This window comes from Anaerobacillus sp. QJM3NY_17 (assembly GCF_056173665.1).
The window spans coordinates 3926054-3938606 of record NZ_CM149685.1 but is presented as its reverse complement, the minus strand read 5'-3'; the positions used below and the strand labels follow the sequence as shown (position 1 = coordinate 3938606).

Here is a 12553-nt window from a genome sequence, read left to right as displayed (position 1 = left end):
TACCGTTCTTTTTAAAGAAGAAAATTTCATTCGTTTCTAATAAATGATTTATATATTTTAATATTGTATACTATTAAGAACGTTTTGTCCTCTTTTATTGGTGGATTAACTTATATAACGAACAAATGTATTATGTTTCAATAAATGAATAGAATGTGAAAACGACCGCTTTTGAGAAGAGGCTATTAAATATTAGGCTATGTTAATGAGTGTTGTTGATTTTGGTTCCTCACAAAACCACCTTTCACTCGATTGAGCCGACAATTGAAATATAAACAATATAAGCTAACACAGTTAAATGTGGAGTCAGATTACCTTACGATAAGTTTTAAATAAAGGAACTTATCCACTTGTGTTCTTTATAAAAAACGTTATAATATGATTAATAGCTTTTTAAAGAACGTTAGAGGTAAAAAATTACATAAATAAGTGAAATTGGAGGGTGTTATGGAAGAAACAATTAATCTAAAAGAAGTATTAGGTGTTTTAAAGAAAAGGTTAATTATGATTATTGCTTTGGTAGTTTTATCTGCTCTTACAAGTGCTGCTATTTCTTTCTATTATTTAACCCCAGTTTATGAAGCCTCCACTCAAATTCTTGTGCACCAATCAAATGAGGATACAGTCCTTGATGGTAATCAGGTACAAACAGACCTAGACCTGATTAATACGTATAACGTAATTATTAAAAGTCCACTAATTTTAAATCAAGTGATAGAATCAATGAAATTGGATCTAACGGCACAAGAATTGAATAGTCAAATTGAAGTTGCTAATGCGGAAGAGTCGCAAGTAGTAGAAATTTTCGTAGTAGATGATAATCGAAATAAAGCAATCGCAATTGCGGACAATATCGTAAAAGTTTTTCAGAATGAGATCAATGAAATTATGAATGTAAATAATGTTAGCGTCTTATCCAGCGCAAAAGAAAGTACTAGCTTGAATCCTATTAGTCCTAACCCTGTTATGAATATAGGGATTGCATTAGTACTTGGCTTAGCTCTATCAGTTGTACTTTCCTTCTTTCTAGAATATATGGATAGCTCCATTAAAACTGACAAAGAAATTGAAGAGATCCTCGGCGTTCCTACACTTGGTATCATCAGTTATACTAGCCCCAAAAAGCTTATGCAAACGCAGAATAAAGTATCTAAAAATAAAGTAGGAGGTAAGACCATTGAGTCACAGAATTGATCATACGACGTTGATAAGTCGTGCACTTGGAAGAGTTTCTTTTCATAACAAACATTTGCCTATTTCTGAAGGGTTTCGTACGTTAAGAACAAACATTCAGTTTTCAACGGGAAGAAAGAAAGTTAAGTCCATCGTTGTTACTTCTTCTCAATCAGGAGATGGTAAAACGACGACAGCATCTAATCTTGCCATTGTAATGGCACAGCAGGGAAAGAAGATATTATTGGTAGATGCAGATATGAGAAAACCGAGCCTTCATATGATATACCATTTACAAAATCGCATTGGTTTATCTAATATCCTCTCAGGACAAAGCAAATTGGAAAAATGCGTTCGTAAAACAGATATTCAGAGGTTAGATCTCTTAACAAGTGGACCTATACCGCCTAATCCTTCTGAATTATTAGGATTTGAAGAGATGGAATATTTAATAGAAGATGCCAAGCAACGATATGATTTAGTTATCTTTGATACGCCCCCTTTACTAGTGGTATCAGATGCACAAATTCTTTTAAATTTATGTGAAGGGTCTCTATTAGTTTTGAAAAGCGGTAATACAAGTAAACATGATGCCAGAAAGTCGAAAGTTCTTATGGAAAATGCAGAAGCAAAATTTCTTGGTGTTTCATTGAATCAAAATAAAGAAAAGAAAAACAAGAATAGCTACTACTATACAAATTAACTGTGCGATCAAGTATTCCGCTATCGTTCTTTAATAAGAACTACGAAAGGAGAGGAAGTTATGAAAGTAATTTTACTTTCTGGTGGATCTGGTAGAAGACTTTGGCCACTTTCAAATGATTCAAGATCTAAACAATTTTTGAAGGTACTATCTGATGAACACGGAGAGAAGCAATCCATGGCACAAAGGGTTTGGTCGCAATTAGAAAGAGCGAAATTATCTTCCTCGACAGTTATAGCTACTAGTAAAACGCAGGTTGAAATGCTTCAAAAGCAATTGACGAGCAAGATCCCTCTAGTGGTTGAGCCTGAAAGAAGAGATACGTTTCCTGCAATAGCACTTGCCGCCACTTATTTGTATTCAGTGCAAGGAGTAAAACTAGATGAAGTCGTAACAGTCCTACCGGTAGATCCATACGTAGAGGATGAGTTTTTCACGACTATTAAGCAGTTGGAGAATGTTATAACAACAACACCTGCTGATCTAGCTTTGATAGGAGCCAAACCGACGCATCCATCAGAAAAGTATGGCTACATGATACCTTCAGATGAACCAATTAGTGGATTTATAAAGGTGAAAAAGTTTATTGAGAAGCCGAAAGAAAAACTAGCGGAAACTATTATTGAAAATAACGGATTATGGAATTGTGGCGTTTTTGCATTTAAATTAAACTTCGTGATTTCCTACTTACAGAAAGCAGGATTTCCAATTCAGTATGATGAGTTAGTTAAACAATACGATATCCTTCCTAAAAATAGCTTTGATTATGAAGTAGTAGAAAGAACGAGTAACATCATTGCTATACCTTATCATGGCTACTGGAAAGATCTTGGTACATGGAATACGTTAACTGAAGAGATGTTAACGAAACAAATTGGATTAGGAAAAATATGTGATGTTTCTTTAAATACCCATATCGTGAATGAACTAGAGATTCCTATAGTTGTATTAGGAATACCAGATGCAGTGATCGCAGCAAGTCCAGATGGAATACTCGTTTCAAATAAAGATGCTAGTCCAGGCATTAAAAAACAGTTAGATGACTTTAAGGAAAACTCAAGATTTGAAGAACGTCTTTGGGGTTTCTGGAAAGAATTAGATCGTTCGTATACTGCAAATGATGCGGAGGTTGTTACAAGAAAAACAGTAATTAAATCCGGGGCTCATCTTAAATATCAGTTTAATCCCAATATAGATATTGTTTTGACACTAACAAATGGTCAAGGGCAATTTGTTAAGAATGAGAAAGTTCACTATGTTCAAAGTGGAGCTGTCCTTCAAATTTCAGCTAACACTCCTTATGCTCTGAAAGCTTTAACTGATTTGGAAATGATTGAGGTGCGAAGAGGTAAGGTGTCTTCTGGAGAAGGTTCGATTTGCTTAATGGAAAGCTGGAGTGAGATCGAAGAATTATATGCGCCAATAAATAATGTTTAATTGAAGGAGGGACTAAAATGAAGAAAGTAACGAAAGCCATCATTCCAGCTGCTGGATTAGGGACTCGTTTTCTACCAGCAACGAAAGCCATGCCAAAAGAAATGCTTCCTATTGTTGATAAACCAACAATTCAATACATTGTAGAAGAAGCAATTGCTTCAGGTATTGAGGATATCATTATCGTAACAGGTAAAGGAAAACGAGCAATTGAGGATCATTTTGATCATGCTTTTGAACTTGAGCAGAATTTATTTCAGAAGGGAAAGTTCGAATTGTTGGAGAAAGTTCAACACTCCTCCAAAGTGGATTTACACTACATCCGTCAAAAAGAGCCTAAAGGCCTTGGTCATGCAGTATGGTGCGCAAGGAAATTTATTGGAAATGAACCATTTGCCGTCTTACTAGGCGATGATATTGTTCAATCAGAGAGACCTTGTTTGAAACAGTTAATTGATGAGTACTATGAAACAGGTACGTCTGTTATAGGTGTAAAAACAGTAACTGATGAAGAAACTCGCAGGTACGGTATTATTGAACCGTTCTCTATTAAGAACGGAAGGGGTTGTGAAGTAAAGAGTTTAGTTGAGAAGCCACAAAACAATCCGCCGTCAAATTTGGCTATTATGGGCAGATATATTTTAACTCCTGAAGTGTTTACCTTTCTTGAGAAACAAGAAAGTGGCGCAGGAGGTGAGATTCAGCTAACCGATGCGATTCAAGGTTTAACACAAAGTCAGAAGGTTCATTCATACGAATTTGAAGGGGAGCGATTTGATGTGGGTGAAAAAGAGGGCTTTATTATTACAACAATTGAATTAGCTCTCAAAGACCGTGACTTGCGGTATAACATTATGTCAGCCATGGAGAGTATTCTGGCAAGGGAAAAATCCGTTAAGTAAAGGAGGGCTTTTTTTGCAGGACAGCAAAATACAGGATCATCGTAAGGAGTTCGATCTATCTACAATACAGCCTGCAGGTGGAAGAAATTATTTAACCTACAAACGGTTGTTGGATATCGTCCTTGCAACAATAGGATTAATGGTTTTATCACTGTTATTTATCATTATTGCTGTCTTGATTAAACTGGAGGATCCTAGAGGAAATGTTTTATTCAAACAAATCCGGATCGGAAAGGACGGAACTAAATTTCATATGTATAAGTTCCGTTCAATGGTTTCTAATGCTGAGGAATTATTAGATGAACTTCTTGATCAAAATGAAGCCAGTGGTGCTCTGTTTAAAATGAAACAGGATCCGCGCATCACAAGAATTGGAAGATTTATTCGTAAGACGAGTATTGATGAACTACCTCAACTCTGGAATGTACTAAAAGGTGAAATGAGTCTTGTTGGACCTAGACCCCCACTTGAAAGAGAAGTAGCCGCTTATTCAGAAAGAGACCTTGTGAGACTGATCGTAACACCAGGTTGTACCGGTTTGTGGCAATTAAATGGAAGAAGCAGCCTTGGTTTTGAAGAAATGGTTACTCTGGATCTACAGTATATTCAAAGCAGATCACTCATGGTAGATCTGAAAATTATTTGCAAAACCTTTTTGGTATTCTTTCGGTCTGATCACGCTTATTAGGGAGTGCAAGTATGCTTAAAGATTCCATTCTTCTATCAAGCTATCGAATGGCGAAATCGCTAGTTGCTTTATTTATTATGATGATTCTTGCAAGAATTCTAACCATTAATGAAATGGGGGTTTATCAACAGATCCTACTTATTTCAATCATGGTTGGTGCATTGGTTCCATTTGAAATGCAAACCACTTTCACTTATTTTTACAACAAAACTAATGATGCATTAGAAAAATCTCGCGTGCTATCTAATACATTTATTACTTTATTAGGACTAGGGTTACTGACATTACTTTCATTTATTATTATTTTTCATAATGGTTTCTTTTTTAGTGATAGTTACCTTAGAAAGTATTCGTTTTGGTTAGGGTTATGGTGTTTTGCAACGATTTTAGGTAGTTATCTGGAGAACCTCTATGTTTCCAGCAAAAGGGTAAAGGTTTTTAGTATCTTTACACTTTTATACTATTTGGTCTATTTATTAACAGTCGTTTATGTAGCTTATATCAGTCACAACCTTTATTGGATCGTTGTTACGATCGGGGTTATGGAAATCGTTCGTGTAATTCTTCTACATGCCATCTATCTATTATTAGAAAAAATCATTTTCTCCTTTGATTTAGCCATTATTAAACGGCAGTTTCACTATACATTATCTGTTGGTTCAGTTACGGCACTTGATGTAATCATGCAATCAACAGACAAAGTGATAGTTAGTTTATTCTTTGCAGTTGAAACATTTGCCGTCTTCTCAATTGCTGCAAAAGAAGTTCCATTCATGGCGATTATTACAGTCTCTGTTATTACTGCAATGCTTCCAAGGTTAAGCGGAATATATAACGTTGATCATAATCGGGAAGGTGCATTGAAGCTTTGGTCTTCGACTAGTCGTTCTCTTGCAGTGATAATCTTTCCTCTGTTCTGGATTCTACTCTATTATAATAAGCAGTTTATTGAAATGATCTATTCAGACATTTACCTTGGGGCTTCACTTATTTTCGTTGTATATCTACTTAAGTTTCCATTAAGATTTACAGTCTTCTATACGTTACTTCAGATTTCAGGAAATCAAAAACTTCTGTTGCAGAACACGGTAATCACTGTTGTTCTGAATATCGTCTTAAGCTTTGCGTTTCTTTACTTTTTTGGTTACCTGGGGGTGGCAGCAGCAACCGTATTGGCAGCTTATATGGGGGTTTACCTTCAACAAAGGGATGTTTCAAGAATCTTCAACATTAAACAAAGAGACTTGCTTCCATATAAACAAATTTTTATTACGTTTGTAAACTCAGGTTTGATTGGACTATGTATCTTTTTTTTAACGATGGCATTACCGATGCACCGATATGTCGCATTTATAGTTGGCGCTATGCTGATCATGATTATTTCTTTATTACTATCGGCAATGCGTAAAGAAATTGATTTATCACGTTTTTACTCAAAATCCAAGAGGCTCAAGTTACTTGTGGAAAGAGGAGAAAAAGCGTGAAAATGAAAGGTTTAAAATCTATTAATGAGGTGATGAGATGAAAGGAATTATTCTTGCTGGGGGAACTGGTTCAAGACTCTATCCTTTGACAAAGGTAACCAATAAGCACTTATTACCCGTGGGTAAGTATCCAATGATCTATCATTCAATCTATAAGCTGAAAGAAGCAAATATTGATGACATTCTTATTGTTACCGGAAGGGACCATATGGGAGATGTTGTAAACCTTCTAGGGAGTGGTCATGAGTTCGATGTCAACTTCACTTATAAAGTTCAGGACAATGCTGGTGGAATTGCAGAAGCTCTTGGACTTGCAAAATCGTTTGTTGCAAATGAAAAAATGGTTGTAATTCTTGGTGATAATATTTTTTCTGAAGATATTTCTGGCTTCGCAAAAAACTATGATCATCAGGGTGGAGGGGCGAAGATTCTCATTAAAGAAGTGGCTGATCCTAAGCGTTTTGGAGTACCAGAACTTCTAAATAACCACATTCTTTCTATTGAAGAGAAGCCAGTAACGCCTAAATCAAATTATGCTGTTACTGGAATCTACATGTATGACTCTTATGTTTTTGATATTATCGAAGGTCTTACTCCTTCTGAAAGAGGAGAACTAGAAATTACAGATGTTAACAATGCTTATATTCATAAAGGTAATTTAACGTTTGATATTTTGACGGGTGAATGGACGGATGCAGGTACTCATAAATCATATGCACTGGCTAATCAGCTAACTGCAGAGGTGGATTTTAGTAGGTTGTTTGAAAAAGAAGCTATGTTAATGAAATAAAGATATTTTCTTGGGGGTGGGAGCATGAAAGTAATTGATACTAAATTAGATGGCGTGAAAATAATTGAGCCAAAAGTTATAGGAGATCATCGAGGCTACTTTATGGAGAGTTATAATTTAGAGCGCTTTAAGGAGCATGGAATTAATCATACATTTATTCAGGATAATCATTCACTTTCTAAAGAAATTGGAGTGTTGAGAGGGCTTCATTATCAAGATTCTCCTTATGCTCAAACAAAACTAGTGAGAGTGTTATCTGGAGTGATTTATGACGTTGCTATGGATCTGAGAGAAGGGTCAAGAACTTATGGAGAGTGGACGAGTGTAATATTGAGTGAAGAAAATCATCGACAGTTTCTAATTCCAAAAGGTTTCGCACATGGATTCTGCACACTTGTACCAAATACACAGGTGCTCTATAAAGTAGATAACGCTTATTCTCCACAACATGACAAGGGAGTACTATGGAATGATCCAGACCTGTCTATTGATTGGCCATCTCTAACTCCAATACTTTCGTCAAAGGATTCAGATTTACCTCGATTAAAAGAGATTAAGGCACCTATATTTCAGGGGGGGGCATTAAAGTGAAAATACTCATAACTGGTGGAGCGGGGTTTATTGGAAGCAATTTCATACATTATATTCATAATAAATATCCAACTTATGAAATCGTGAACGTAGATTTCTTAACCTATGCTGGTAATCTAGAAAACTTAAAATCCGTTGAAGATAGCAGCCGGTATGCATTTATCCATGGTGATATAAGTGATTGCGATTCGATGAAACCTGTTTTCACCAATCATACATTTGATAGAGTAATAAATTTTGCAGCTGAGTCTCACGTTGATAGAAGCATTAGTCAACCTGATTGCTTTGTAAAGGCAAACGTTGTTGGAACACAAACTCTTCTAGATCTTGCTAAAGAATATCAAGTTCCGAAATTTATACAAGTATCCACTGATGAAGTGTATGGTTCTCTTGGAAAGTCAGGTTTTTTCACAGAAGAAACGCCCTTAGCCCCCAATAGTCCTTATTCTGCTTCGAAAGCAGCGTCTGATCTACTTGTCTACTCTTATTATAAGACGTATGAGATGGATGTGAATATTACTAGATGCTCAAATAATTACGGTCCATACCAATTTCCAGAAAAACTAATTCCGTTGATGATCACTAATGTACTAGAAGAGAAAAAACTTCCGGTTTATGGTGATGGCAAGAATATAAGAGACTGGTTGCATGTAAAAGATCATTGCTCTGCTATTGATCTTGTCATGCATCAAGGCGTAGCTGGAGAAATTTACAATATCGGAGGTAATAATGAACGAGAAAACCTTGAATTAATCCAAAAGATTGTATGCACTTTAGAGGCATCTTCGGACCTTATTGAGTATATCGAAGATCGACCAGGTCATGATCGTCGCTATGCGATTGATGCGCATAAAATCTCAACAGAACTAGGGTGGAAACCGACCTATACATTTGATGTAGGATTAGAAGAAACGATTGATTGGTATCTCTCAAACAAAGAGTGGTGGAAACGTATCAAGTCAGGAGATTACGCTACGTATTATCAAAATCATTATCAAATGGAGATGAGGTAATGAAGGCGATAAACCAATTGATACCGATTGCTAGAAGGAAAATTGTGAGGGGATCATATGAATGAAACGCCTGCAGTAAGCATTATCATCGTCAACTATAACAATGCAAAAGATACAATTAGTTGTCTAGAGTCATTGAAAAAAATGACCTATTCAAACTATGAAGTAGTAGTTGTTGATAATTGTTCTACAGAGGTAAAAGAGCTCACTAATTATATGGCCAACCAACGATTCAAGCTACTCCAGCTTAACGAAAATATTGGTTTTGCTGGAGGAAATAATGCTGGGATTCGGTTCTCTCAGGAAAAGTTTAAGGAACTTGACTATGTCTTGCTACTAAATAACGACACGATTGTAGAATCGGATTTCCTTCAACCTCTAGTTAATGAATGTGAAAAGGATTCTGAAGTAGGGGCATGCTGTTCTCATATTAATTATTATGATCGTCCAGATGATACTTGGTATAGCGGCGGTGGAATTAGGTGGATCATTGGTACTCCTTTTCATAGAACAGAGAAGAGAAAAATGATTCAGGCAAGAGATGAGGATTTTCTAACTGGGTGTGTCTTGTTAGTTCCTATTCATATTATTCAAGCTGTAGGTTATTTACCTGAAGATTATTTTCTTTATTTCGAGGATGTAGCGTATAGTCTCGAACTTAAAAAAGCAGGATATCGCCTTCGCTATGTTCCTGGTTCGCTAGTTTACCATAAAGTACAGGCAACGACCGGATATCGTTCTCCATTATCAAATTACTATGGTACACGTAACAACTTATTGTTTATGTCCAGGTATGCAAAGAGACATGTGTATTTTTGCTTCTTACTCTATTTCTTAATGAAAAATATCGTGAAATATACAGTTTACTATATAAAAGGTAGAGAATTCATAGGAATAAGAAAGGCTATTATCCAAGCATTTCAAGACTTCTTTAGAAGAGATATTGGAAGACGAGTTCAGAGGACGGGATAGTTTAAAGCTATAATAATCGAATGAAATGGGGAAAAGGTATGAAATATATTAAGAAATTCATTCCATATTTCGCTAAAAACTGGGTGAAACAATTTTTATTTCGATCCCGTCATTCGTCTGTCTATATTGGGCATGGAGTCGAAATCGATCCCTCTACTAGTAAAATGGGAATAAATTGTGGCATCAACGATTATTCAAGGGTATCGCATACAACGATAGGAAACTACACATACGCATCAAGGAATTGTAACATCATGAACAGCCGCATAGGTTCATTCTGTTCTATTGGTCCAGGCTGTCAGATGGGGCTTGGTTCACACCCTGCCCATTTTGTGAGTACTTCCCCTATCTTTTATTCAACATTTGGTCAACTAAATAATGAAACTTGGGTGGATAAGGATTACTATGAAGATTTTCAACAAGTGACGATAGAAGATAATGTTTGGCTTGGGGCAAATGTAACTGTGTTAGATGGTGTAACAATTGGAGAAGGTGCTATTTGTGCTGCGAGTTCCCTTGTTACCAAGGATGTTCCACCTTATGCAATCGTAGCCGGGGTTCCAGCTAAGATAATTCAGTATCGCTTTGAAGCAGATATTATTAATAAACTATTGAGTCTTTCTTTATTCTCTCGTGATGAAGAATGGTTAAAAAAACATTTAACGGGCGCAGTGCAACCTGAAGAATTATTAAACCGTAGTGAAATCCATGACTTGTTAAAAACAAATGAACAGAAATATGAAGTGTACAGCTGAATCTTGTGAAGAAATCTAGTTGACTGAGTTGTGGTTAATAAAAGTAGAGGGGGAAACCTCCCAAATGATAGGTGAGAACGTTCGAGAAATCAGAAGAAAAAAAGGCATCTCTATGACAGAACTAGCTGAACGATCGTTAGTATCCAAATCTTATCTAAGCAATATTGAAAGAAATTTAAAGACTAACCCAACAATAGATATTTTGCTTCGAGTTAGTCAAGTACTTGATGTTGAGTTATATGATCTACTAGATGATAATCCACCAGCTACAGGATTTGATCACAGATGGTCACAAATTGTGGATTTAGCAAAGGAAGAAGGAATAGATAGTCATCACATAAGTGATTATAAGATGCTTTTTGATTTTATTAAGTGGCATCGTCAGCAAAGTGTTGAATAATGAAACGTAATTTACAGCTTTCCGAAACCCTAATGAGTAGGGTGTTCCTAGTGTTCATACTATTACTACTCATCTTTATCAGATTTACCTTATCTGATGGTATGATGAAGGAAGATATTGAAATTCAAATGCTAGTGGATCAGAAGTATGAAGAAGGGGGAGGAGTGGTCGAACTGCCCCCAGGTACAATTCTTGTTGAGAAAACTATTATTCTAAAAACTGGGGTGCACCTTAAGGGTGATGATACTGGCAAGACTACTCTTAAGTATAAAATAAATGATAATCATTCTTTAAATGATATGAAAATATTAGAAGCTGAATCAGGCTCTAGCAATATTAAAATAAGCCAAATAACATTTGATGGTAATAAACAACATCGAAAAAAATTTATTGATGACCCAAATGCCCATACGATCAGCTTACCCTTTACCCATAATTTTGAAATCACAAATAATACTATCATCAATTCAGCGGGAGCTTCCATAGTTCTTTATAATTCTGAAAATGGTGTTGTTAAAAACAATACGATTAAAAATAGTGGCTCAAACGGTATACTCGGTTTACAAGCGACTAGAAATATAAAAGTAATTGATAATATAGTTGAAAATATAGATTTCCAAAATGGAATTTACTTTAGTTATCAGGACGGAAAAGCCAGCGAGAATATACTAATAGAAGGAAATACTGTTAAGAACGCAGGGGACTTTGGTATAGAGGTGGGTCACAATGTTAAATCTGGGGATGAACCACATCAGGGTATTGAGATAAGAAAGAATAAGGTAATAGACTCACAAAATGCTGGCATAGCTTTTCGTACAGTAAGTAACGGTATAATTGAAAACAATTATGTTGAGGGGTACGGAGAAAATGGTGGATACGGGGCAGACGGTTTATTCATTGAAGGTGGATTTAATAAAGCTTTTAATATCAAGGTATTAAAAAATGTGGTCGTTCAGAAATATGACAGTGGAGATGCAAACGGCATCTATGTTACAGGTATAGATGGAATTACGATACAAGGAAATAATGTTCAAAAAAGCAGAGGGCGAGGTTTGTTTGTACAAGCATCTAAAATAGGAGAAACAACGAAGGATTTTCCTAACGGATTACGAGAATATCAGAGAGTAAATATAATTGATAATACTTTTTCGAAGAATAAGATCGATGGCATTCACTTACAGGGAACAGCTTCTACAGATAATGTAATCAAACATAATATAGTTAGTGAGAATAATGGAATTGGAATACTGATAGCAAATTTACACATTAGCACTGGTTTGCTAATTGAAAACAATGAAGTTACAAATAACAGTAAAATCGGAATAGAAGTATATCAACAGAAGGATTTTCAAATATTAGATAATACATTGACTAATAATGCAGTAAATAAATTTGATGAAATTGATTATTCAATAAGAGTTGTTAGTACTACAGATGGGCTTCTTAAAGGTAATGAGATTAATAATAAGAGTAAGGACCAGTTACTAACAGATCATATAATCATTGAGAGTTCCTCAAATGTTCTTATGGAAACTAAAAAATCAAATTAAATTGTTCTCAACAAAGAATTTATGTAGTGTTATATTGAACGAAAAGTTATTTAGTGTTACAATCGTTCTATATAAAGAACGAAGAAGGCGGTGTTATA

General features: G+C 35.4%; 13 protein-coding genes. All 13 read left to right on the top strand.

The genetic code is table 11. The annotated features are described in order from the left end of the window. Window positions 1-447 precede the first annotated feature (447 nt). A complete protein-coding gene (locus tag AC0VYV_RS20165; RefSeq protein ID WP_475366035.1) occupies window positions 448-1194 on the top strand; it encodes a YveK family protein in 747 nt (248 codons plus the stop codon). After that, a complete protein-coding gene (locus AC0VYV_RS20160; RefSeq protein WP_475366034.1) occupies window positions 1178-1876 on the top strand; it encodes a CpsD/CapB family tyrosine-protein kinase in 699 nt (232 codons plus the stop codon). The genes AC0VYV_RS20165 and AC0VYV_RS20160 overlap by 17 nt, the downstream gene beginning before the upstream one ends. Before the next feature lie 60 nt (window positions 1877-1936). Beyond that, the gene (locus AC0VYV_RS20155) at window positions 1937-3313 is read left to right on the top strand and encodes a sugar phosphate nucleotidyltransferase (protein WP_475366033.1); all 1377 of its coding nucleotides are present in this window, start codon (window positions 1937-1939) and stop codon (window positions 3311-3313) included. A 17-nt stretch (window positions 3314-3330) separates the two neighbouring features. Continuing rightward, on the top strand, window positions 3331-4212 hold the full coding sequence (gene galU / locus AC0VYV_RS20150) for a UTP--glucose-1-phosphate uridylyltransferase GalU (RefSeq protein ID WP_475374169.1): 882 nt from the start codon (window positions 3331-3333) through the stop codon (window positions 4210-4212). Window positions 4213-4240: 28 nt separating this feature from the next. Then, entirely contained in the window at window positions 4241-4900 is a 660-nt protein-coding gene (locus AC0VYV_RS20145; protein WP_475367529.1) for a sugar transferase, read from the top strand. 11 nt (window positions 4901-4911) lie between these two features. Further along, window positions 4912-6384, top strand: a complete 1473-nt coding sequence (locus tag AC0VYV_RS20140; protein ID WP_475366031.1) for an oligosaccharide flippase family protein — start codon at window positions 4912-4914, stop codon at window positions 6382-6384. A 37-nt stretch (window positions 6385-6421) separates the two neighbouring features. Next, window positions 6422-7174 (top strand): sugar phosphate nucleotidyltransferase, encoded by a 753-nt coding sequence (locus AC0VYV_RS20135; RefSeq protein ID WP_475366030.1) that lies wholly within the window; start codon window positions 6422-6424, stop codon window positions 7172-7174. Between the two features lie 24 nt (window positions 7175-7198). Continuing rightward, window positions 7199-7765: a dTDP-4-dehydrorhamnose 3,5-epimerase gene (gene rfbC, locus AC0VYV_RS20130; RefSeq protein ID WP_475366029.1), complete on the top strand. Its 567-nt coding sequence runs from the start codon at window positions 7199-7201 to the stop codon at window positions 7763-7765. Continuing rightward, window positions 7762-8778: a dTDP-glucose 4,6-dehydratase gene (gene rfbB / locus AC0VYV_RS20125; protein ID WP_475366028.1), complete on the top strand. Its 1017-nt coding sequence runs from the start codon at window positions 7762-7764 to the stop codon at window positions 8776-8778. The genes rfbC and rfbB overlap by 4 nt, the downstream gene beginning before the upstream one ends. A 57-nt stretch (window positions 8779-8835) precedes the next feature. Beyond that, on the top strand, window positions 8836-9750 hold the full coding sequence (locus tag AC0VYV_RS20120; protein WP_475366027.1) for a glycosyltransferase family 2 protein: 915 nt from the start codon (window positions 8836-8838) through the stop codon (window positions 9748-9750). 38 nt (window positions 9751-9788) lie between these two features. Next, window positions 9789-10505 carry a CatB-related O-acetyltransferase gene (locus AC0VYV_RS20115; RefSeq protein ID WP_475366026.1) on the top strand — a complete coding sequence of 239 codons (717 nt, stop codon included), beginning with the start codon at window positions 9789-9791 and terminating at the stop codon, window positions 10503-10505. Between the two features lie 64 nt (window positions 10506-10569). Next, window positions 10570-10905 carry a helix-turn-helix domain-containing protein gene (locus AC0VYV_RS20110; protein WP_475366025.1) on the top strand — a complete coding sequence of 112 codons (336 nt, stop codon included), beginning with the start codon at window positions 10570-10572 and terminating at the stop codon, window positions 10903-10905. Between the two features lie 50 nt (window positions 10906-10955). Then, window positions 10956-12455, top strand: coding sequence for a right-handed parallel beta-helix repeat-containing protein (locus AC0VYV_RS20105; RefSeq protein ID WP_475366024.1), 1500 nt, complete (start codon window positions 10956-10958; stop codon window positions 12453-12455). The last annotated feature ends 98 nt before the right edge of the window (window positions 12456-12553 follow it).

Bases quoted from the DNA above. Each gene is read 5' to 3' on its own strand.
- AC0VYV_RS20165 (WP_475366035.1), top strand. From the start codon at position 448: ATGGAAGAAACAATTAATCTAAAAGAAGTATTAGGTGTTTTAAAGAAA.
- AC0VYV_RS20155 (WP_475366033.1), top strand. From the start codon at position 1,937: ATGAAAGTAATTTTACTTTCTGGTGGATCTGGTAGAAGACTTTGGCCA.
- galU (WP_475374169.1), top strand. From the start codon at position 3,331: ATGAAGAAAGTAACGAAAGCCATCATTCCAGCTGCTGGATTAGGGACT.
- AC0VYV_RS20140 (WP_475366031.1), top strand. From the start codon at position 4,912: ATGCTTAAAGATTCCATTCTTCTATCAAGCTATCGAATGGCGAAATCG.
- AC0VYV_RS20135 (WP_475366030.1), top strand. From the start codon at position 6,422: ATGAAAGGAATTATTCTTGCTGGGGGAACTGGTTCAAGACTCTATCCT.
- rfbC (WP_475366029.1), top strand. From the start codon at position 7,199: ATGAAAGTAATTGATACTAAATTAGATGGCGTGAAAATAATTGAGCCA.
- AC0VYV_RS20120 (WP_475366027.1), top strand. From the start codon at position 8,836: ATGAATGAAACGCCTGCAGTAAGCATTATCATCGTCAACTATAACAAT.
- AC0VYV_RS20115 (WP_475366026.1), top strand. From the start codon at position 9,789: ATGAAATATATTAAGAAATTCATTCCATATTTCGCTAAAAACTGGGTG.
- AC0VYV_RS20110 (WP_475366025.1), top strand. From the start codon at position 10,570: ATGATAGGTGAGAACGTTCGAGAAATCAGAAGAAAAAAAGGCATCTCT.